This is a genomic window from Iodobacter ciconiae, from assembly GCF_003952345.1.
Taxonomy (GTDB): domain Bacteria; phylum Pseudomonadota; class Gammaproteobacteria; order Burkholderiales; family Chitinibacteraceae; genus Iodobacter; species Iodobacter ciconiae.
On the sequence record NZ_CP034433.1, the window covers coordinates 438,121 to 459,568 of the forward strand.

The 21,448-nt window shown below is 49.7% G+C and carries 16 protein-coding genes, 1 other RNA gene and 1 pseudogene; 12 read left to right on the forward strand and 6 right to left on the reverse strand.

Translation table 11 applies throughout. From position 1 onward, the window contains the following. The first annotated feature begins 28 nt into the window (after positions 1-28). The 4 genes from tssH to EJO50_RS01910 all read left to right on the forward strand — a co-directional run bounded on the left by tssH (position 29) and on the right by EJO50_RS01910 (position 5,331). Positions 29-2,665, forward strand: coding sequence for a type VI secretion system ATPase TssH (gene tssH / locus EJO50_RS01895; protein WP_125971322.1), 2,637 nt, complete (start codon positions 29-31; stop codon positions 2,663-2,665). 309 nt (positions 2,666-2,974) lie between these two features. After that, positions 2,975-4,423, forward strand: a complete 1,449-nt coding sequence (locus EJO50_RS01900) for a hypothetical protein (RefSeq protein ID WP_125971323.1) — start codon at positions 2,975-2,977, stop codon at positions 4,421-4,423. Beyond that, positions 4,420-4,683 carry a PAAR domain-containing protein gene (locus EJO50_RS01905; RefSeq protein WP_125971324.1) on the forward strand — a complete coding sequence of 88 codons (264 nt, stop codon included), beginning with the start codon at positions 4,420-4,422 and terminating at the stop codon, positions 4,681-4,683. The genes EJO50_RS01900 and EJO50_RS01905 overlap by 4 nt, the downstream gene beginning before the upstream one ends. Before the next feature lie 282 nt (positions 4,684-4,965). Continuing rightward, positions 4,966-5,331, forward strand: coding sequence for an OmpA family protein (locus EJO50_RS01910; RefSeq protein ID WP_164521405.1), 366 nt, complete (start codon positions 4,966-4,968; stop codon positions 5,329-5,331). A 213-nt stretch (positions 5,332-5,544) separates the two neighbouring features. On the opposite strand, the gene tssA is transcribed toward EJO50_RS01910, so the two are convergent. Beyond that, the gene (gene tssA / locus EJO50_RS01915) at positions 5,545-6,645 is read right to left on the reverse strand and encodes a type VI secretion system protein TssA (RefSeq protein WP_125971326.1); all 1,101 of its coding nucleotides are present in this window, start codon (positions 6,643-6,645) and stop codon (positions 5,545-5,547) included. 223 nt (positions 6,646-6,868) lie between these two features. Here tssA and tssF point away from each other — a divergent pair, with 223 nt between their 5' ends. Together tssF and tssG are read left to right on the forward strand one after the other, a co-directional pair. Further along, positions 6,869-8,722: a type VI secretion system baseplate subunit TssF gene (gene tssF / locus EJO50_RS01920; RefSeq protein WP_125971327.1), complete on the forward strand. Its 1,854-nt coding sequence runs from the start codon at positions 6,869-6,871 to the stop codon at positions 8,720-8,722. Between the two features lie 36 nt (positions 8,723-8,758). After that, complete coding sequence (gene tssG / locus EJO50_RS01925; RefSeq protein ID WP_125971328.1) at positions 8,759-9,775, forward strand: type VI secretion system baseplate subunit TssG; 1,017 nt, start codon at positions 8,759-8,761, stop codon at positions 9,773-9,775. A 143-nt stretch (positions 9,776-9,918) separates the two neighbouring features. Here the strand turns inward: tssG and EJO50_RS01930 are convergent, their stop codons facing one another. From EJO50_RS01930 to EJO50_RS01940, 3 genes are all read right to left on the reverse strand, one after another. Continuing rightward, positions 9,919-10,314 carry a hypothetical protein gene (locus EJO50_RS01930; protein WP_125971329.1) on the reverse strand — a complete coding sequence of 132 codons (396 nt, stop codon included), beginning with the start codon at positions 10,312-10,314 and terminating at the stop codon, positions 9,919-9,921. Positions 10,315-10,613: 299 nt separating this feature from the next. After that, complete coding sequence (gene astE, locus EJO50_RS01935) at positions 10,614-11,609, reverse strand: succinylglutamate desuccinylase (RefSeq protein WP_125971330.1); 996 nt, start codon at positions 11,607-11,609, stop codon at positions 10,614-10,616. A gap of 326 nt (positions 11,610-11,935) precedes the next feature. Continuing rightward, positions 11,936-12,955, reverse strand: a complete 1,020-nt coding sequence (locus tag EJO50_RS01940; RefSeq protein ID WP_125971331.1) for a (Fe-S)-binding protein — start codon at positions 12,953-12,955, stop codon at positions 11,936-11,938. Positions 12,956-13,031: 76 nt separating this feature from the next. Between EJO50_RS01940 and EJO50_RS01945 the strand changes: the two genes are divergently transcribed. Beyond that, positions 13,032-13,124, forward strand: a non-coding RNA gene (locus EJO50_RS01945) — sX9 sRNA. Positions 13,125-13,474: 350 nt separating this feature from the next. Here the strand turns inward: EJO50_RS01945 and EJO50_RS17680 are convergent. Next, positions 13,475-15,004 (reverse strand): annotated as a pseudogene (locus EJO50_RS17680) (FAD-binding oxidoreductase); the annotation flags it as partial. Between the two features lie 497 nt (positions 15,005-15,501). Next, entirely contained in the window at positions 15,502-16,527 is a 1,026-nt protein-coding gene (locus tag EJO50_RS01955; protein WP_125971332.1) for a DUF1338 domain-containing protein, read from the reverse strand. A 165-nt stretch (positions 16,528-16,692) separates the two neighbouring features. Here EJO50_RS01955 and gcvA point away from each other — a divergent pair, with 165 nt between their 5' ends. The 5 genes from gcvA (at position 16,693) to EJO50_RS01975 (ending at position 21,435) form a co-directional block, all read left to right on the forward strand. Then, a complete protein-coding gene (gcvA, locus tag EJO50_RS01960; protein ID WP_125971333.1) occupies positions 16,693-17,583 on the forward strand; it encodes a transcriptional regulator GcvA in 891 nt (296 codons plus the stop codon). Positions 17,584-17,968: 385 nt separating this feature from the next. Then, positions 17,969-18,145 (forward strand): hypothetical protein, encoded by a 177-nt coding sequence (locus EJO50_RS17095; RefSeq protein ID WP_164521406.1) that lies wholly within the window; start codon positions 17,969-17,971, stop codon positions 18,143-18,145. 222 nt (positions 18,146-18,367) lie between these two features. Then, positions 18,368-19,171 carry a WecB/TagA/CpsF family glycosyltransferase gene (locus EJO50_RS01965; protein WP_164521407.1) on the forward strand — a complete coding sequence of 268 codons (804 nt, stop codon included), beginning with the start codon at positions 18,368-18,370 and terminating at the stop codon, positions 19,169-19,171. After that, the gene (locus tag EJO50_RS01970) at positions 19,171-20,250 is read left to right on the forward strand and encodes a glycosyltransferase (protein WP_125971335.1); all 1,080 of its coding nucleotides are present in this window, start codon (positions 19,171-19,173) and stop codon (positions 20,248-20,250) included. The genes EJO50_RS01965 and EJO50_RS01970 overlap by 1 nt, the downstream gene beginning before the upstream one ends. A gap of 81 nt (positions 20,251-20,331) precedes the next feature. Further along, entirely contained in the window at positions 20,332-21,435 is a 1,104-nt protein-coding gene (locus tag EJO50_RS01975; RefSeq protein WP_125971336.1) for a glycosyltransferase family 4 protein, read from the forward strand. Positions 21,436-21,448: the final 13 nt, after the last annotated feature.

Here is a 21,448-nt window from a genome sequence, read left to right on the forward strand (position 1 = left end):
ATCCTTATAACCCTTCGGGACCTATCCCATGTCTACCCCCCTTAAAGCTCTCATCTCCCGTCTTACCCCTACAGCCCGCCGTGCGGTGGAGGAGGCGGCTAGCCGTGCTTTGTCGCGTACTCATTTTGAGATTGAAATTGAACACGTTGTGCTGGCTATCCTTGCTCAGGACGATAATGCGGGGGTGGCGGCTTTGCACTCCCTGGGTTTGAGCCTGGATCAGCTGGAAAAAGAGCTGGATGCAGCATTAGACCGCTTTCGCACAGGCAATACGCGTAACCCGGTGCTGTCTAGCTGGCTGCCAAAGTGGTTAGAAAAAGCATGGCTGCTGGCTAGTGCAGAGCTGGGGCAGGATTCGGTTTCTACCTTGGATTTGCTGCTGGCACTAGTGCAGGATGATGCTCTGCGCGCTACTTTGCAGGGTAGCTCGGATACGCTGGCAAAAATGGATGGCAAGCGTGCTTTACAGGGCTATGTAGCTTTGCGCCAGCATGGTAATGAGGCAGCGACCAATTCAGAAAACCTGCCAACTGGCGATGCGCCGGATATGAATCTGGATCAGCCGGAAAAACGCCGTGGCAGCCCGGGGCTGGATAAATATACGATTGATTTAACTGCGCAGGCACGCCTGGGCAAAATTGATCCGGTGCTGGGGCGTGAGACAGAAATCCGCCAGATGATCGATATTCTGCAGCGCCGCCGCCAGAACAACCCGATTTTGACCGGCGAGCCGGGCGTGGGTAAAACTGCTGTGGTAGAAGGGCTGGCACTTAAAATTGTGAGCGGTGAAGTGCCGCCGGTGCTCAGCGGCGTGACTTTACGTACTCTGGATCTGGGCCTGCTGCAAGCGGGAGCCTCGGTAAAAGGCGAGTTTGAAAACCGCTTACGCCAGGTGATTGATGAAGTTAAAGCCAGCCCTGTGCCGATTATTCTGTTTATTGATGAAGCGCACACGCTGATTGGTGCAGGCGGCGCGGCCGGGCAAAATGATGCGGCTAATCTGTTAAAGCCTGCTTTGGCGCGTGGTGAGTTGCGCACGATTGCGGCCACTACATGGGCCGAATATAAAAAATATTTTGAAAAAGATGCGGCACTGGCGCGGCGTTTTCAAGTAGTAAAAGTTGACGAGCCAGCACCAGAAATTGCAGTACAGATGGTGCGTGGCTTAACCGATGCCATGGCTAAGCACCACGAAGTTGTGATTATGAATGAGGCGGTTGTTGCCGCAGTGCATCTGTCCAGTCGCTATATCACGGGCCGTCAGCTGCCGGATAAGGCGATCAGCGTACTGGATACTGCCTGTGCCCGTGTGGCTTTGTCACGCTCTGGCCGTCCGGCACCAATCGAAAATGTGGAAGTGCTGATCGCCAATATCGAGCGTGAAATCAAAGCGCTGCAAATCGAAGAAGGCCATGGTGAAAGAATTGCCGAGCTGACTGGCCAGCGTGAAATCTTGGAAGTTGATTTACAGCAGTTGCAAGCCGCGTGGGCGGTGCAGCAGCAGGTGATTAATGAAATTGAAGCGCTAAAAGCAGCAGCAGCCGAGGCAAAGCCAGCTAAGGGTAAGAAAATCAGCCCGCTGCAAGCCAAGCGTACCGAGCTGCGCGAGCTGCAAAAGCAGCATCAGCTGGCTTATGAATGCGTGGATGAAAGCGTGATTGCCGATGTGATTTCCGGCTGGACGGGTATTCCGCTGGGCCGCATGGTAAGTAATGAATTAGAGCAGGTGCAAAAGCTGGCAGGCCTGCTTGCGGAGCGAGTGATTGGTCAGGATCATGCTATGGAGCAAATCGCAGAGCGTGTGCGGATTGCCAAGGCAAATCTGGATGATCCAAGCAAGCCTAAGGGCGTGTTTATGCTGGTTGGCCCCTCTGGTGTAGGTAAAACTGAAACTGCGCTGGCTCTGGCTGAGTCTTTATACGGTGGTGAGCGTAATCTGATTACGATTAATATGTCAGAATACCAGGAGGCGCATAGTGTATCGGGCCTTAAAGGCTCGCCTCCGGGTTATGTGGGTTATGGCGAGGGTGGTGTGCTCACTGAAGCCGTGCGCCGCAAGCCCTATTCGGTGGTGTTGCTGGATGAAGTTGAAAAAGCCCACCCTGATGTCATGGAGCTGTTTTTCCAGGTATTTGATAAAGGCCTGCTGGAAGACAGCGAAGGGCGTGAAGTCGATTTCAAAAACACCATTATTTTGCTGACATCCAACACGGGCACTGATCTGGTGATGCGTGCCTGCGAGCATGGCGTAACGATTGAAGATGTTACGCGTGACCCAACGGCCGATGATCTGATCGAAGTTTTGCGCCCAAGCTTGCAAAAATCATTTAAGCCGGCATTTTTAGGCCGCTTAACTGTCGTGCCTTATTTCCCGATTTCAGATGAGGTATTGCGTAAGATTGTGGGGCTTAAGCTGGCAAAAATTGCCCGCCGTATTGCGCAAAATCACGGTGCAGTGCTGGAATACCCGGCCGGGCTGATTGATTCGATTGCTAACCGCTGCATGGATGTGGATAGCGGTGCGCGTAATGCCGATGCAATTCTGACCCGCACGGTGCTGGCACAGATTTCTACCGATTTGCTGGCCAGAATGTCGGCAGGTAAGCCGGTGAAAAAGATTGTGCTGTCATTGAAAAATGATGAAGTAAAAGTAAAAATTAGCTAGTTCCGGACTTAAATCTAGGGCGGGTATAAGCCATGGGCTTTAAGCGCTCTAAAGGAATAAGTGATTTTATTTCGAGGTGTTATTTTTATAGGGAAATGCTGATTGGCTGAGTTATTTTCGTGCAGAGCTTGCCCTTAAATGGTTTTTCCGGGGGCAAAGGCTGGCATTTGTGCAGAAGCCCCTGATAAGAGCATTCGGAAATGATGGTTTAATCAGCGTTACCTTCAATCACGTAGCCATCACGCGGGGCAGGGGAAGGCCGCTTATAGCAGGCCTTCCCTTTGCTGCGTTTTGTTTAAGGAATTCAATATGTTGGGAACATTGGGGCTGTTTGGCGGGCTCTTTGCTGGCTGGTGGCTATTGCTGTGGTGGGGTTTGCCTATCAGCTTTCAGAAAATGAGCCCAACGGCCATGCTGCTTACGCATCTGGCCCCGCCCGTTATTCTTGGTGTGGTGTGGCGTATCTGGCAAAGAATACGAGAATCCCGCATCGTGCAGGCGCAGGCTGCAGGCCAGGAGGCCGCCGAGGCAGATCGGCAGGCCCAGCGCGAGGCGGCCAGGCAGCAGCATTATGCGGTGCTGGCAGAGCGGCAGATTAAATCGCTGTGCCGTGGCGTCTGGGTGCAGGCTTTACCTGTAAAGGATGGGCCGGCGTGGCTGGAAGAAATCCCTGATGGCGTGTACTGGACTACGCTAGAGCGGGATGAAATCAGTACGGACATAGAAGCTGGCAAACATGTTCAGCTAACTTTGCAGCAGCTGCTTAGTGATGTTTACGCGGCTGTACCAGGGGCCGCCTGGTTGCCTCATTATTTTGAAGCCAATCCGGAGTTAGAAGGGCGTGAGCAGCTGGAAATGCTGAAACAGGCCCAGCTGCAAGTGATTGCCAGCCAGAATTTCGAAGAAGATTCACCCAGGCCCGAGCCGCGTTTCTTTCCGGGGTCAGGGATGTTGATGAGTCGTGTACAGCAGCTTTTTCAGCAAGATACCAGCTTGCCTGGTGTGCTCGTTTATGCTGCTGATGCACCGCTCTTAAGGCGTAGCGTACCGGAAGATGAATGGGATGAGCAAAGCCCCGAGCAGCGTGAAATCAATAAATGGCAAGGTACGCCAGGTTATGCCGCCACTGCGATGATTTTTCTGCGTGATAATCTTCCTGTGCCAGAGCCGCTTAGTTCACAAGAAGATGCTCAGGATGCATACACGCCCTACTGGGAAAAACAGCAGCATTATGGGGACGAGCGCTGGGGGAATGTGCCCTTGCAATGGCAGAACTCGCTTCTCCAGCTTCCTGTTCTGGCCGAGCTGCGCCTGGGGGAGCAAGCTAGTATCGGTGAAAAACAGCTGCTTCCTATGACAAGGCAAATCCATACCCTTTTTGACAATGCGCTGGTGAACGCAGGTTTGCGTGATTACCCTTTTAGCAGCGATGATAAAGACGAAGCGAAGGATCAGGCAGAAAGTATTTTATGGCTGGTTCACAATAGTGGTGATGTGGATGTGGGTGGTACACGTCTGGCAGCGGTTTCGTCAGCTCTGCAGCAATATGCAGTGCCATTAAACCCGATTGATGACGCTAGTAATTTTGTGCGTGAATGGGGTGATGTGGGCTCGGCAAGGTCTGTTTTTCAAACCGCCATGGCCATTGTGCATAGCGCTCGTTTAACTGCACCTACCGTGTTAACAGAATTTGACCGCCAGGGTGAAACAGAACATTTCAGCGTGGCCTTGATTAAGCCGCAGGAGCAGGTAGTATGAAAAAAGTAATTCGGATTGGTGATCAGAGCAGTCATGGTGGTGTTGTAATTAGCGGTGCTTCCAAAACTATTTTATTCGGTAAAGCGGTTGCATTACTCGGTGATAAGGTTAGCTGTCCTATTCCTGGCCATGGTGTTTGTCCGATTGTTGAAGGGGATTCCAGCTGGCTGGTCGATGGTAAACCAGTGGCTTTGGAAGGGCATAAAACATCCTGTGGTGCAGCGCTGATTTCCTCAATGCCTGAGATGGGTAAGGGGTAGTTACTGCCAATATGACATTTGGAAAGAAATATTTTTAAAAAATGGGCTGTAATAAATAAAAACAGGCTCAAAATGTGGTCAAATTCTGCCTGTCAGTTGTAAAGCACTTTGAGCCTCAATCGCTTGTTCCTATCCGGTGATTGTCTGCTGTTTTAAATATTACCAGTCTGCCCTATCGGTGATTTGGCAGATTGTTTGTAAATAAAGGGTTTAATGATGAACAAATCAAAAATTGCTTTAGCCTGCTCGGCTGTATTCATAGCAGGGATAATGGCAGGGTGCGTGGATACTCCGACACAACCCCCTGCAGTAGTGGCTGCTACATCATGGTCAAAAGGATTAGAGGTCCCCGTTGTTGCCGTGGGCAAGCCTTACCTGCTTAAATTTGAAAAAATGTCGGCCAAGCTGACGCCCCAGCAGGAAGAAATCCTGACTCTCTTGGCCCCTCAGCTGAAAGATGCAAAGTCTATTATTCTGCGTGGCTACTGTAGTAAAAGAGATATCGGTAATGCCAAGGATTCGGCTTTAGCACGGGCGATCAATGTAGAAAAATTTTTGGTGAGCCAGGGTATTGTGGATCAGAAAATGAACCTGCGTTATAACACCGATGATGCAGAGCATGCTGTAGAGCTGGAAATCGGTGGCTAATTCTTATTTTTGGCAGCAAATGCAGCCCGGTATGCATCAAGCTGTGGTTTGCATCATCACAGGGCAGTGAAGCCCGTGGGTAATATTGATTAAATACGCGGGTTTCACTGCCCTGTGATGATTTAAAGTTTGTAAACACGGGGCTGTTTTATGACATTTGCCTGATTAATGTACACCGGGCAGTTGTATTTATTGCCGTATCTTTGTTACCGCCTAGTCATCGCGCTTAATATCAAGCAGCTCGTTGAGCTGGCCCAGCGTTGCACCATCTTTAATTACCGATCCCAACCATTCTTCCAGGCTCATTTCTGCCCACTTGGCTGCGCGCTCGGCTAGCAAGGCCACGGGGCTGTGCGGTTCGTGCTGGCGGAAATAACGGGCAACTTCAACTAGCTGGCGTACCGCATCTGCACGGCTTTGTAACGGGCCCTGATGCGTTGGGGCCGGGTTGTGGCTGATTGGCTGGTGGGGTATAGGGCCGGCTACAGGGGGGGCGTGGCGAATCACGGAAGCGGGCTCATTACGGGCAGGAGCAGATGCAGCAGGCTCGCCCCACTGCAGTCGCAGGCGGGTAACGACTTCAAAGCAGGCATTAAGTGCATTACGTAATTCGGCAAAATTAGGCGCGGCAAAGCCAAAACGCTCGTCAATACGTTTATCCAGCACCTGATAGGCCTGTTGGGTGTGTTCAAGCTGGGCGTGTAGCTGTTTAAACCAGCTGGCTCCACTGGCGTTTACGCTTTTATCAAAGATTTCCCCGGCGAGTTTGCCCTCGGCTAGTGCGGCTTCTTTGGCCTGGCTGTCTTTGAGCCCCAGATTTTCTACTTCACGCGATTCTTGCCACTGCTGCCAGTTGTAGCCGCCGTGGGCTGGATCGGTAAGTGCCACTTCGCGTAGCGCCATACCCATCTGATTGTTAAACCATTCCAGCTTGCCCACTCGCTCGTCTAAATCATTAGGATCGTATTCCGGGTAGCAGGTTTCCCAGTATTGCTCTAGTAAGCCATCTACCAGTTGTAAGGCTAGCTGGGCTCCGGCAAAGCCACCGGTTTTGACCAGTGCTTCGCCATACCATGCTGCAAGTTGCAAATCTTTACTTTGCTGGCTGAGTGCCTGTTTGCAGAGTTGGAGCACTTTACCCCAGTCGGCGGTTTTTAATTGCTGGCCCCAGTCACCCTGGGATAGGCTGGGGTCATCTGCACGGCGTGCTTCACGAATCTGATCAAAGAACGCGGAATAGCCCAAATCCTCGCCAGCGGGTTGATCTGCAGAGATGGGGGCCAGCAAAGTGGCCAGTTTTTCTTGGGTAGTCATGGCGTTTTCATCGCTTTTAAAAAATATTTAATCTGTCAATATGGTGTTTTAATTACAGTGTTTGTCATTAACCCTAGGTTTAAATTCATAAATAGGGTAACAATTCCTTTCATTATTACTCAGTATTGCCTGATAATGTCAGCTTAATATGGGTCGATAGTATATTTAATATTGACGCAGAATTTGCTCGTTATATTTACTCACTCCGGAAAGACCGTACCTCATGCTTGATTCATTATTGCCGTATTACGAACGTGAGCTGAGCTTATTACGCGAATTGTCAGGCGAGTTTGCCCGTCGCTACCCTAAAATTGCAGGTCGCCTGCAATTGGAAGGGGATCAGTGTGAAGATCCGCATACCGAGCGGCTGATTGAATCATTCGCCTTTCTTGCCTCACGCATTCATAAAAAGCTGGACGATGAGTACCCGGAAATCGCCTCCAGCTTTTTAGATGTACTTTATCCTCACTATTTGCGGCCGATTCCATCGTCCAGCATTGTGCAGTTTGAATGTGATCCGCAGCGCCCCGAAATTGCCAAACGCTATGTGATCGAGCGTGGCCAGCCGGTGCATGCGCCGGCGATTCAGGGTGTAACGTGTAAATTCAGAACCTGCTATCCGGTTGATCTTTACCCACTGTCTTTGTCAGATGCCAAGCTGGAGTTAAGCAGCAGCTCGCCTAATCTGCGCCGCATCGCGCCCGATGCGGCGGCCGTTTTAACGCTGGAATTCAATACTCACGGCAATTTACCGATCAGCAGTATTAATTTGCAGTCGCTCAGATTGTTCCTGGATGGCGAGCCTGCGCTGATGCATCTGGTGTATGAGCTGCTACTGTCAGGCACAACGCGTTTGCGCGTGGGCGATGGTAGTGATGATCCGGCCTGTACCCGTTTCTTACCTGCCGCAGCGCTTGCGCCGGTAGGTTTTGGGCGTGATGAAGGGGTGCTGGAATACGATGAGCGCTCTTTTCTGGGCTATCGCCTGCTGACTGAGTATTTCAGCTGCCCGGATAAGTTTCTGTTTGTAGATATTCAGCAGCTCAGCGATGTAGCGCAAACCATCCGGGGCAGCAAGTTAGTGATTCAATGCATGATTCAACGCTGGCCGGATACAGAACGCCATGCACGCCTTTTGCATCATTTGCAGGCTTCGCATTTCAAACTGGGCTGCACGCCCATTGTAAATCTCTTTGTGCAGGCCGGTGAGCCGATTCGTGTTACCCATCAGAAAGCCAGTTATCCCGTTGTGCCCGATGCACGTAAGCAGCATGCTTTTGAAGTGATGCAGGTCAGGCGTGTGGTGCGGGTAGAAAAAACCGGCAGCCAGGAAAGTAGCGAAGAAGTCCTGCCCTTTTATGCGATCCGCCACGGGGTAAGCAAAGATGGCCCCAAATTTTACTGGCACGCCAGCCGCGAAGCTTCGCCACGCCAGGATGATAAAGGCACGGATTTAGAGCTGCATCTGGTTGATCTGGATTTTAATGCTGTCAGGCCCGGTGCCGAGGTTTTAAGCCTGGAGTTGCTCTGTAGTAATCGTGATCTGCCCGAGCTGATTCCTTTTGGTGGCAGCCAGTCCGGCCAGCATATCGATTTCAGCCTGCCGGGGCATTCGGTAGTGAAGCGGGTGAAGCTGCTGCGTAAACCAAGTAATAGCTTACGCCCGCCGCAAAAGCGTGGCTTGCAATGGCGTCTGGTTTCCCATTTATCGCTCAATTATTTATCGTTGGTCGAGTCGGGGCGTTCTGCCTTGCAGGAAATGCTTGTGCTCTATAACCAGACTGATTCACCTGTGAATATCCGGCAGATTCAGGGCATTAGTGCCATTAGCAGTGCACCGGCAGTTACCCGTGTTTTAGGCCGGGATTTTGCGGGTTTTGTACGCGGCACTGAAATCACCCTGACTTTGGATGAAGAATATTACGTGGGCGGGAGTATTTACCTGTTTGCCAGTGTACTGGAGCGCTTTTTTGCACTGTATTGCTCGCCAAACAGCTTTACCCGTTTGCGGGTAAAAACCAAGCACGAAGAGCTGGCGGTATGGCCTGCACGAGCGGGTGAGGCTTTGGTTATTTAATGGCTCATCTTTGTGTATCAAACGGGAGGCCGCTGCATGGTCAGTTTTAAACACCCTCGTCATCTGGATCAGGAGCTTCTGGCTAATCCAACCGGCTTTGGATTTTTTCAGGCGGTGCGGCTTCTGGGTTTGTCTGCGAAAAAGCGGGGGGACAGGCGCGGGCCTTTGCCTGCCGGTTTGCGCTTTCGTACCCTGGCTAATTTGTCTTTTCCTGCCAGTGAAATGACGCGTTACACCGCTGTACAAACCGCAGACGGCGAGCTGAACGAGCTGGAAGTCGCTTTTATGGGGCTAACCGGGCCAAGTGGTGTTTTGCCAACGAGCTATACCGAGCTGCTGATTGAGCGTCGCCAGCAGTATCGCGACCCGACCTTACATGCCTTTCTGGATATTTTTAGCCATCGCTCCATTGCCTTATTTTATGGAGCCTGGAAGAAATACCGCTTTTGGTTACAGGCCGAAAGTGGCGAGCCTGATGGTTTTAGCCGCAATTTGCTTGATTTGGGCGGAATGGGGCTGAGCGCGCTACGGGCTCAGATGGGGCAGGGGGCACTGCATAATGAAAACCTGTTTATTTACTATGCAGGCCTGTTAAGCCAGAAGCCGATGTCCAGCCAGGCTCTGGTTACACTGATCGAAGGTTTTTTTGGCTTTAGGGCGGAGCTGGTGCAATTTGCCGGCCAGTGGATGAATTTACCGGAAGAAGAGCAAAGCCAGCTGGGCGGCGCATCCTGCGAGCTGGGTGTTTCAGCTTTTGCCGGGGACAGAATCTGGGATAGGCAGACCAAGCTTAATTTACGGCTGGGGCCACTGCGCTGGGCAGAGTTTTCAGCTCTGCAGCCTAGTGCAGACGCTGCACATTCTTTAAGAGAGCTGCTTAAATTTGCACTGGGGCACAGCCTGGCCTGCGATGTAACCTTGATTCTGGATCAACGAGATGTACCCGTAGCGCAGCTGGCGGAAGAGCCGGTGGTGCAATTGGGGGGGAGCTGCTGGCTGGCCGAGCAGGTGGATCATCATCCCAGTGATATGAGCTATTGCTTACTGGCGTAAGCATGGCTGATATTGTGCAGTGCACGGCAAAAAAGCAGGCCACCGGGATACAAGCATCATGATGCTGGGGAAGTTTTAAAGATTTTTCCTGTGAGCTGCTCTTTTGTATCTGCAGAATAATCGTTCAGGCATTGTCGTTTGTTTTAATCATCCCAGCCTGCATAAGTTGGCAGTGTTTGCCAGCATTGTAGCTGCCGCGCTTCAACTTGCAGTGTGCTCTGATCGAGCAGCCAGCTGGCCAGCCCGCTGCGCATATAGGCCAGCTCATCGCCACATATCCCCACTAAATCGCGTGCCAGCGCTGCGGCGGCAAGGTAGATTTCGCCTTCGATAACCGGCGCAGTAGCCAGATAGTATTGCTCTTCAATGAGCGCCAGCCAGTAAGCACGCTCTTCTTCTGCCAGTATGGCTACCGTACCACGCGGCTTTGTCAGCAGCTCACTTGCAACCAGATGGCCAACGGCCTGAAACCACTGCCAGTTTTCAATCGTATGCGTATCAGCGCCATAGCCGGGGATATCGGTATTGATGGGAAACACAGGCCAAACCTTTATTTAATGCAGGAGGGTATTGTAAGCGAAAAGCGAGGTCTTCAAACCTAAGATCTGTAGACACAGAGAGCACTAAGTTTAAAAGCAGAATACAGAGAAAACATAAGCCGAGGCAAATACCGATTGGATCGTCATCCCCGAACGCTTTAGTCGGGGATCCAGCAGCGTCACTGAATCCCTGACAAAAACACTCGGAATGACGGAATCGCCCGATGCTCAATAGGGCAATTATTTTTCTTTTCTCCGTGTTTACAGACTTTAGGTTTTTCTTATGTTTCAAGGATGTTTTAATAATCCTTTACTTCTACCACCATCAATCCTGCCCGAACGCCCGGTTTTACCTTGGGGTTGGGGAAGACGACGCGCTCCTCTGAGTGGCTGACTTTGTATTCGTAGCCGGTATCCGATGCAATCAGCGTGCCCTGGGGATAGCTGCTGAAGTTGGCGACGTCGTCTGGCAGGTGCAGTTTAAAGGCTTCGCTGTGTTTCTCTAGCTGGCCGACCACTTTAAACACTTGATAGGGCTGGGCGGGCCAGTTGGGCTTGGTGGCGGAGACCATGCTTTGCATGAGTGCGTTGATGCCAGCGAATTCATCGAGTTTATTTTGCCCAAAGGGCTGCACTTTGCCCAGCTCCAGCGTTACCGATTCTGCGCCGTGGTGCTGGCTGGAATGGTAAGCAAAAGTGCCTGCCGGGGCATGGTTAATCAGTAGCGCGCCTAAATCACAGCACTCAAGGCATTTAAGCAAATGGGCATCATAAGGCCGAGTTTGGTAAGGAAGCAGGCCAAAGCGGGTGAAGCTGGAAGGGCGGATGGCGGTGTGTAGATCAAGGTGATAACGCGCACCGCTGGCTCCGGCAAAAAACTGTGCCATTGCCGCTTCAATTTGCGCGGCACGCAGCGCCTCGCGGCTTTCTGGCAGATGCGTATGGCGGTGGTCAAATAAGCGGTTGAGATCGTCATCCAGATAGCGATCACTCCCCCGCATCGCGGCCACATTACCTAGCAACACCAAAAGCCGTACATCCAAAGCCTGCTGCCCCGTCGCCAAGTCTTTAACTAAGGTATTCAGCAGCTCAATCGGCGCAGTCTCATTGCCATGTATTCCTGCCGACAAAACCAGGCTTTGATCGCTGCCATGATGCGGCACAAACTCCAGCAAACCCTCGCCCAGGTAATGCCAATGCACTCCACTGGCCAGCGTGCCTTTGACGATATCGATGGGATGATCTTGTAAGGTGAAACTCAGGAAATCAGCAAGAACAGGATGAGTGTGTGGCATGGCGGGCTCCTGGTGATGGGGGAGTGAGCTAAACCTTGAACCACAGAGCTCACAGAGAGCACAGAGTTACACGGAGAAATGCAAAACATAATCGTTCAAAAAATTATTGAGCTTGGCAGCTAGCCCATAAGTATCAAGTTAAGCAATGTTGGCTGGGCAAGTTTTTTGCCCACGCGTTCGTGTGACATTCGCTGCGTGGGCACACAAGGTGCCCACCCTACAGATTTTCTGTGCTTATGAATTGCTGTGTTTTTCTCTGTGAAGCTCTGTGGCCTCGGTGTTCTCTGTGGTTCAAGGTTTAGCCATGTAAGTTTAGCGCTAGTCTATTAAAAGCAAGCCAGCAAAGCTTGCACTGGGTGGTTGAGGTTTTTTTTGTCTATTAGTTTAACTTGGCAACGGCAGGAGTAGCCGGTGGCGAGTAGTTTATCCCCTTGCTCTGCCACAATTTTAGCCCAGCTTTGCGCGTAAATTTGCTTTGATTGCTCTCTGTGATCCGCCTCGTGGCCAAAAGTGCCGGCCATGCCGCAACAGCCTGCGGGCTGAGTATTGAGCGACATGCCAAGTGAAGTAAATACCTTCTCCCAATCGCTGAATGCGCTGGCCACATTGGTTTTTTCGCTGCAATGCGGGATTAGCGTAAAGGCGGCAGTGTTAAGTTTTAGCGTGGGTGCTCGTTTGGTAAATTGTTCGGCCAGCCATTCTTGTAGCAGCGTCACTTTAGGTGGGTTTGCCAGCGTTTTGGCGTATTCGCTGCGGTAAGTCAGCGTCATGGATGGGTCAATCCCCACCAGCGGCACACCGTTTTGGGCCAGCTTTTGCAGCATGGCGCTGTTATCTGTCGCCGCTTGTTTAAAGCGATCTAAAAATCCATGCACATGCAGCGGCTTGCCATTGGGCTTAAACGGGGCAAGCTGCGGGGCAAAGCCCAGTTTTTTAAGCAGCTCAAACACATCCAGCACCAGCTGGGTTTCAAAATAACTGGTGAAAGCGTCTTGTACGATAATCACTGCGTTGGCCTGATATTGGCCGTCAGCCATGGCAAAGCCACGTTGCAGCAGGGTGGCTTGCAGATTGACACCGGTGAGCAGAGGGCTTTCGATCAGGTTAAGCCGCTGTATGATATTGCGGGCCAGCGGATTGCTGATCGCCGCGTTATAGAGCCTGGGCATTTTGGCCATAGCTGGCAGCGTGGCTTCCAGGCTGGCGACTAGGTAATCTTTGGCGGGGCGCAGATACCGGCCGTAGTAGAGCGACATAAATTTAGCGCGCAAATCAGGAATATCCACCTTCACTGGGCATTGCCCCGCGCAAGATTTACACGCCAGGCAGCCGTGCATGGCTTCCATCACTTCCTCTGAAAAGTCGCTTGGTAAAAGTGCTGTGCATCTCGTGATAGCGCGTCGGGCGGTGCTCGGAATCCTCATGTATAAACCATACATTCCGGTTCCTGTGCTCCGGCCGCCACGCTCTGACGAGCGCTCGTTACTTTTACGTTTGAGCATGCTATTAACAGCCCGGCGTAATAAAGTGGCGGGTTTTGTTGACGTGGGATCCACCCCTTGCGCCGCTAATTGCCGCAGCCATTCGCGCATTAGAGAGGCGCGGCCTTTGGGGGAGTGGCGGCGCTCCCTGGTGACTTTCCACGATGGGCACATCGCGTCATCGGGGTCGAAGTTGTAGCAGGCACTGTTGCCATTGCAATGCAGCGCCCCATCGTAATCTTTGCGAATATGAATGGGGATTTGCCGGTCAAACTGGCCACGGGTGGGCGCTTCGTCAATTTTGATTAGCGCATCCGGGCTGGCGATTTTGCCGGGGTTGAGCTGATTGTGCGGATCGAACACCTGCTTGATCTGCTGCAAACAGGGATAAAGCGCGCCAAAAAAAGCCGGTGCATATTCGCTGCGCAGTCCTTTGCCGTGCTCGCCCCAGAGTACGCCATGATATTTTTGTGTAAGCGCTGCCACGCCATCGCTGATCTCGCGCAGTATGATCAGCGCGTTGGGTTCTTTCATATCAATCGCGGGCCGTACATGTAAAACACCTGCATCCACATGGCCAAACATGCCGTAAAACAAGCCGTGCTGATCGAGTAGTGCTCTGAAATCGTGGATGTAATCGGCCAGATTTTCTGGCGGCACGGCGGTGTCTTCTACAAAGGGAACAGGCTTGGCGTTTCCGGCTCTGTTCGCTAGCAGGCCGACCGATTTTTTACGCATTCCCCAGATGCGTTTTACCGTAGCATCGCCACGCGCCACGGTAAAACCCAGCCTTGCGTCACCTTGCAAGCCTTGCTCGATATGGGCGATTTGCGTGGCCAGATGTTCTTCCGTTTCGCTTAGCACTTCCAGTAAATTAATCCCCAGCGTTGGCGTTGTATCTTCGGGGAAAAACTCACGGATGCCGTGCCAGATTAAATCGCCTTTGGCGAGCTGCAAAATGGTGGAATCCACCGTTTCGATGGATGCCGCGCCCAGCGCCATTAAATGCGGTGCATCGCGCAGCGCCGCATCAAAGCTGGCGTAGCGAATATTAATCAGCGCGCTGAATTTGGGCAGTGGCAGCACATTCAGTTTGGCTTCAACAATCAGCCCCAGCGTGCCTTCCGAGCCGCATAAAATCGCGTTCAGATCAAACTGACCTTTATTATTGTAAATATGCGCCAGATCGTAACCAGTCAGGCAACGGTTAAGCTTGGGAAAAGTGCTTGTAATTTGCGCTGCATGATCTTTATGAATTTGCGCGATCAGGCCGTGCACATGACCAACCAGATTATCCTGTGCACAGACTTGCTGCAGTGTATCCGGGCTGATGGGCTGCGAATGCCAAAGCGTGCCATTCAGCAAAATAGTATCCAGCGCCAGTACATGATCGCGTGTTTTACCGTAAAGGCAGGAGCCTTGTCCACTGGCATCGGTATTAATCATCCCGCCGATGGTGGCGCGGTTGGATGTGGATAATTCGGGAGCAAAAAACAGCCCGTGTTTGGCCAGCTCCCTATTGAGCTGATCTTTAACCACACCTGTTTGCACTCTGGCCCAGCGCTGCTCCGCGTTAATCTCCAGAATGGCGTTCATATTTTTAGACAGATCAACGATTAAGCCATCGCCCAAAGACTGACCGTTCGTTCCGGTGCCGCCGCCGCGCGGATAAAGCTTAATGCTGCTAAAACGCAGCTCGCTTGCCAGCTTAACGATACGAATTACATCGTCGGTGTGTTTTGGGAATACCACCGCCTGCGGTAGTAGCTGATAAATCGAATTATCCGTCGCCAATACGGTGCGATCCGCAAGGCGGCTAGTGATCTCCCCTGCAAAACCACGCAAACGTAGCTCCGCGATAAAATCGAGGTAGAGGGATTGTGGTGCTGGCGTTTTAGAGAGGCGAGGGATCATAGATCTTGGCTGGTGGATGAAGGTAGGGCGGGTGCAAGCCGCCGAGCTTTTCTTAGAAAATACGCGGGTTGCACCATATATGCTAAGCAAAATATGAAAAGACTTTTTTAGTGCCTTCGGCACGTTGATTTAGGTGCGGTAGCCACTGCGGGGCCTTCCTTTCTTGTTTCGCCAAGAAACGAAGCCAAAGAAGGCGACCCCACGAAGCACGAAACCCCTCACTGCGGACAATCGAGGCGGCGGCTGCGGGACTCACTCGCTGCGCTCGCTCAAACAGGATCAAAGAAACCCCGCCCCGCTTGTTCCTCGCTTCGGCGCGCTTCAAGGGGGCTCTAAAAGCCCCGTGCAAAGAGCGTGGTCAATTTGTTTTGTGCGATTTGCTAAGGCTAAAAGCAAATTGCCTAGCGAGTATGGGGTTGCAGTCACCCTACATGGTTTTCTCCGTGAAACTCCGTGTTCTCCTTGACTCCGTGGTTTAAGGTTTGGGTTTGCTCCGCCTAAGCCGCCGCCGTCATTTTAAAGATCCCCTGTGCATTGGATGCGTCAAAGCGTAAATCCAGCGCTTTGCTATCGGGGAGTTTGTCGCGGCTGATAAATTCGTAAAAAGAGCCGGGCACGGTGCGGGTAACGGGATGATTTTTTTCATCAAGGAAAATCCGCTGCACCATCGCCGCCCGCAGTGCAGTTTGGCGCACTGCGCCAGAGCCGGAAATTTCAACACTGTCTTTAATCGGGTAGCCTTTAGAGCGCAGATCATCGGCCAGTGCTATTACGTTGGCTACACGATCGGTTGCATGGTTAAAGCGGTTGCCCTCGGTGCTGATCCAGGCCATTTCGGCAGATTCTGCCAGCAGCGTTTCGTAATCCACCCAATGCGGCACTTCATGCTGCACATCAAAACAGCCGACCAAGGCAGGCAATAGGATTATGGCATCGTCAAAGCTTAAGGAGTGATGCTCGCTTAATTGTGCCAGCAGGCTTAAATGCTCGGGTTTAAGCGGATCACGCGAGTTGTGCACTACGCGCTCGGCAGCAATCTGGAAATTCATTGAGAATTGTTCAACATGCAGTTCGGAAACAAAAAATTGCGAAATGACTTCGGGTAAATCCAGATGGCAATAAGCGCGGCCGGTCATTTTTAGTTTTTTAAGCGGGTATACATTTGCCACGGCAAAACCAAGTGGCTCCAGAATGCGTTTAAATGCCAGCTCGCCATGCGGCAAAGCGCCATTGCGTGGCGCATCGACGGTACGCAAAGCACCGTGATCAAACAATACTTTTTCACCCGCAGCCTGTTTTTCTGTCACATAGCGAGCGCCCTCAGGCACTGCCGCCAGGTTTTGTGCAAACAACATCATATTCATTGCCTGAGCCAGCACGCTACGGCTGACGCGCGCCTCGCCAGGGCCCAGTAAGCGCGGGTCAACTTCTATCATGGCAAAGAGTTGCCGGGTTTTCTGCTCACCCGCAACACGAGTCAGTAATTGAGCAAGCTGGGATGTGGCAAAGACATTCTGTTCCATTTTGGCAAGACCTTTTCAAGAATGTGGGCGAGTGCGTGATATGTATGGTGCATGGTAGGGCGCACTTGAAGCGAAGCACAGTGCGCCATAGTCAGTCTGGAATGATTTCGTTTTCGCTTCAAGCGATGTATTCTTATTACATCATTCCTAAAAATCATGAACTCTATGCGGCGTATTCTTCCTTCTCTTGCTGCTTTACAGTGTTTTGATGCAGCGGCGCGGCAGCTCAGTTTTACCCGTGCTGCAATAGAATTGAATATCACGCAAAGCGCAGTCAGCCGGCAGATCCGTTTACTGGAAGAATTTTTAGGCAGGGCACTTTTTTACCGGATTAAGCAACGTTTGGTTATGACCGATGCAGGGGAAGCCTATGCGCGGGATATCCGGGATGTGCTGGACAGGGCAGAGGCGGCCACGTTGGCCCTGATGGCGTATAGCGGCACCAGTGGCGCGCTTAATCTAGCTATCTTGCCCACCTTTGGCTCGCGCTGGTTAGTGCCCAGATTGGGTAGCTTTACTACCCGCTACCCGGAAATCCAGCTTAATTTACTGACACGCTTAAAGCCGTTTGATTTTGCTAAAGAAGAAATCGATGTGGCGATTCACTTTGGTGATACCTCCTGGCCGGGCGTGCAATACCACCATCTGATGAACGAAGTAACCGTACCCATTTGTGCCCCCAGCCTGCTGGCTGGCCGCTGCTTAAAAGCGCCTGCAGATTTGATGAGTTTTACCCTGCTGCAGCACAGTACCCGCCCCGATGCATGGGCCGACTGGTTTGAAGCTGTGGGCGAGCACAGCATTAATGCGGTGAAAGGCCCAAGGTTTGAGCAGTTTTATATGGTGATTCAGGCAGCCTTAGCAGGGCTGGGCATGGCAGTGCTGCCGCTATTTCTGGTACAGGACGAGCTGGCCAGCGGGTGTCTGGTCGTGGCAGTGGACCGGCCCGTACCCAGCCGCAATGCCTATTATCTGGTCCACCCAAGCAGTAAGCGCGATGCTTATCCGGTGAAGGTGTTCAAGGATTGGTTGCTGGAGCAGTGTGCCTTAGGCTGATCTGTTGCTGCGGTAATTTTTTGAACACACCTTCCAAACATAGACCCAGATTCCGGCGATTATCGAGACCGGTAGTGGTATCGGTTAATGCCTGGCGGCGATATTTCTCAGCCCGCCGCCGCCCCAGGTTTAAAAATTGGTGAACCCGCTCAATTACATTAAAAGCCAGCACAAAACGGCGAAATTCACGGATGCTGGGGAGCTGGTTAATGGAATTAAATTCGCGCTCCTGTACTTCATTGGCTTATTTTTCAATGGAGGCGATGAAAAATTAATAAAAACAATAGTTAATAGCGCCGGTTAAAGTGTGAGCTGGGTAACAACAATGCAGAAAAGAACGCTGATTTTGCTATCAGCCATTTAGCTGCATGGCTTGGTATCTTTATTGCGGCAACATAGCGTTCTGGCTGGTAAAGACCCGGATATTCGTTATTGCCACACTCGTGCTGGTAAGCCAGCTAATGCTGGCGGGCAGCTCATGTGCGGTATACAACTCATTTCGCAGTGGCCTCCGGATGGTTATGCTGGGCGGGAAATTGGCTGCGCGCAACTGTATGGCTGATGTGGCGAAACCGACAGGCCGGATAAAATAAAAATACGGAATGGCGACGATTTACATTATTTAAGATACTGGTTTTTATTTTTTGATTTGAAAATTGTATTTTTAACTGTTTTTAAAGGCTTTATTAATAAGAATGCTTTCTAATTAAGCATGCCATTTTTACGTTATGTGGTGAACTTACCTATAAGTGTATTGACTTTAATGCAGATGGATTTCAATAGAATGCAAAATACTGATACTATAAATTTAATAAAAAGTAAGGCTGTATTCGGTTTGAACTTTAGTATGCTGACGCTTGATCAGGTTGTTAAAATGGCAACATGCAATACAATAGGGCAGCATTTTCCATCCCGGCTTTTAATTACCCCTAATGTTGATCATATTGTAACCCTGCATAACAACCCTATTTATAAAGAAGCGTGCCATGCTGCGTGGCTGCTGACTGTTGATGGTTTTCCTGTTGAGCGGTTTTTATCTCTTGTCGGGGTGAGAATCCCTGAGCGGGTGACTGGCGCCGATTTATTTCCAAAATTAATGCAGCTTATGCATCCGGAAAAACACCGGCCCTGTTTTATGGTTGCAACTGAATTTACACGGGTTTTTTTAAATTCATGGTTAGAAAAACATGGTTTTAAAGAATCAGAAGTTTGGGTTGAAGTGCCACCATTTGGTTTTGAAAAAGATGAAGAATATGCAAACCAGTTTATTAAAAGATTAAAAGAAGTGCAATGCACTCACTTATATATGGGTGTCGGGGCTCCAAAATCAGAAATTTGGGCCTATCTTCATCGGGACCAGATTGAAAATATGCATGTATTTTGTTTTGGTGCTGCGATTGAATTTTTTAGTGAAAATATGATAAGAGCCCCCTTATGGATGCAAAGAAACGGCCTTGAATGGGCTTGGCGGCTAGCATGTGAGCCCACCCGTTTAGCAAAGCGCTACCTTATTAACTCGTGGAAATTTTTTTATTACGCTGGTAAAGAAATGTTGAATCAGCGTAAATTGGGTTATGGGAATAAATAATGAAGGATGTAAACCAGGAAAAACCGAGTGTAATTGTTGATTTTTCTCATATGGGGAGAAAAATAACCGGCATTGAGCGTATTTCCGAAGAGTTGTTTTCAGCTGCAGTACTAAAACAATTTAATGTGATGCACACCAGGCCTGCTACTGCATTAGGCATGATTAAAGCGCAATGGCTGGATATTCCTTTGCTGGCACGTAAAAACCCGCAAGCACAGTTATTGTTTCCGGGCTTTCCCCCCAGCATCCTGATCAGCATGCTGTTTGGTAAAAGGGTTGTTCCATATATTCATGATTTGTTTTTGCTGGAACGACCAAAAGAGTTAAATATTCGTGCCAGGCTTTATATGCGGCCATCATTTATTTATGCAATTAAAAATTTAAAAATATTTTTTGTAAACTCGCAGACCACAGCAGATCACTTGGCTAAAGTGGCTCGCCCCGATGCCAGAATTTATAAATTAAGGCCACGGGCAGAAAATATATTTAAATTTGAGTTTAAAGAGCGCTATCTGCCTGAGGGAAATACCGCTCTTAAAATAGTTATGCTAGGTACATTGGAGCCACGTAAAAATTATCTTTTTGCTGCAAAAATAACACAACAATTGTCTGCCCAATTGGGGCGGCCGGTTGAGCTGCATATCTCTGGCCGTGAAGGCTGGGGCGGTGTACCAGAAATGCTTAAGCCTTATTCGCATGTGCAATATCATGGCTATTTAGCTATGGATGAATTACGTAATCTGGTTGATTCAAGTCACCTTTTTCTATGTACCTCACTTGATGAAGGTTTGGGCTTGCCTTTATTAGAAGTGCTATACAGTGGAATTCCAATTATTGCATCTGATATTGCAGTGTTTAATGAAGTAACGGCCAATACCAGATCTATATTAATTAGCAATAGCAATGAAGCGGCTGCATGCCAGGCTATTGTAGCAAAGCTGGCCGATGGGCAGTTTTTTGAAGCATCTGGCAGAGATGCAAAAAATGCTATTGAAATGTGGAATGCTCAGGTTTTGAAGGATAAAGAGTTAGTTTTTTCCAGGGTATTGGCTAAATGGATGGACACAGAGGAATACTGAACAGTGGATAGAGTGGGCCTGGCTAAATTTAGTTAAATAGCTATATTCTTAAATATGTATTTAAAATTTTAGTTGAATAACATGAAAAAGAGAATTTTGATTAACCATTTGCTTGAGCCGGCTAATAAACTATCTGGGATTAGTAATTATTTATTTTTTTTAATGGAATCCATAATTAAAAGAAATGAATTTGAATTGGTGTTGTTAACCTGCTGGCATCGCGATAAATTACCTGCTGAAATAGCTGATTCAAATATTGTTTTTATTGAAAAAGAATACATTAATTCTCAGGCTGTAAATATTGCAAATCAGAATTATATTCTGCCAAAAATAATCCGTGATTATAATATTGATCTGGTTTTTAACTGCAATCCTGTAGGGGGTACTCGCGGTAAAGCAAAGAAAGTATTTGTTGCACATGATCTATATTTTGATGTATCACCACAATCTTATAAATGGCATCACCGCCTGGCCTGGAATATTTTTTTTCCGTTAGCAGGAAAAGCTGCAGATGCAATTATCTGTGTATCAAATAATACTAAAAATGACGTGCAGCGTTATCATCCGAAATTAGTTAAAAAGACGCAGGTTATTCATGAGGCATCCTGCCTGGATGTGATTGACAGCCATCCTGTGCGATCGGCTGAAAAGGCCGGGCTTTTTGTGGCTAATCTGTCCCCTAATAAAGGAGCTAAAACATTAGTTTCGGCGATGACATACTTAAAAAATAAAGGTATTCATTTACCTGTTTACCATGTTGGCCGTGATGATCATAGCCGCTTTGCCGCGCATGCCAATATATTAAAAAATGGAATATACCCATCATCTTTGGGTTATGTTTCTGCAGAAAAACTAGGGCATTTATATGCTACTGCCCGTTATCTGGCATTTCCTTCTCATTTTGAAGGATTTGGGCTGCCCATTATCGAAGCGCAATCATATGGTTTGCCCATTATTGCTTCCGATATTCCTGTATTAAGAGAAGTTGCAGGTGAGGGGGCTTTATTTTTCCCTGAAGGTGATGCAGAGGCAATGGCTCAATGCATGCAGCGTCTTTATGAAGATGAGCATTTATTTACAGATATATCCATCAAGGCAAGAATCAATGCTGATCGTTTTAGCTGGGAGAAAGCGGCAAAAGAAACGAGCGAGTTATTTCTGCATTGCCTGGATCACACTGCTTAATTATAAAAAAGAT

Bases quoted from the DNA above. Each gene is read 5' to 3' on its own strand.
- astE (WP_125971330.1), bottom strand. From the start codon at position 11,609: ATGCCACACACTCATCCTGTTCTTGCTGATTTCCTGAGTTTCACCTTA.
- tssA (WP_125971326.1), bottom strand. From the start codon at position 6,645: ATGACTACCCAAGAAAAACTGGCCACTTTGCTGGCCCCCATCTCTGCA.
- EJO50_RS01965 (WP_164521407.1), top strand. From the start codon at position 18,368: ATGCAAAATACTGATACTATAAATTTAATAAAAAGTAAGGCTGTATTC.
- tssF (WP_125971327.1), top strand. From the start codon at position 6,869: ATGCTTGATTCATTATTGCCGTATTACGAACGTGAGCTGAGCTTATTA.
- EJO50_RS01905 (WP_125971324.1), top strand. From the start codon at position 4,420: ATGAAAAAAGTAATTCGGATTGGTGATCAGAGCAGTCATGGTGGTGTT.
- EJO50_RS01900 (WP_125971323.1), top strand. From the start codon at position 2,975: ATGTTGGGAACATTGGGGCTGTTTGGCGGGCTCTTTGCTGGCTGGTGG.
- gcvA (WP_125971333.1), top strand. From the start codon at position 16,693: ATGCGGCGTATTCTTCCTTCTCTTGCTGCTTTACAGTGTTTTGATGCA.
- tssH (WP_125971322.1), top strand. From the start codon at position 29: ATGTCTACCCCCCTTAAAGCTCTCATCTCCCGTCTTACCCCTACAGCC.
- tssG (WP_125971328.1), top strand. From the start codon at position 8,759: ATGGTCAGTTTTAAACACCCTCGTCATCTGGATCAGGAGCTTCTGGCT.
- EJO50_RS01975 (WP_125971336.1), top strand. From the start codon at position 20,332: ATGAAAAAGAGAATTTTGATTAACCATTTGCTTGAGCCGGCTAATAAA.
- EJO50_RS01970 (WP_125971335.1), top strand. From the start codon at position 19,171: ATGAAGGATGTAAACCAGGAAAAACCGAGTGTAATTGTTGATTTTTCT.
- EJO50_RS01955 (WP_125971332.1), bottom strand. From the start codon at position 16,527: ATGGAACAGAATGTCTTTGCCACATCCCAGCTTGCTCAATTACTGACT.
- EJO50_RS01940 (WP_125971331.1), bottom strand. From the start codon at position 12,955: ATGGAAGCCATGCACGGCTGCCTGGCGTGTAAATCTTGCGCGGGGCAA.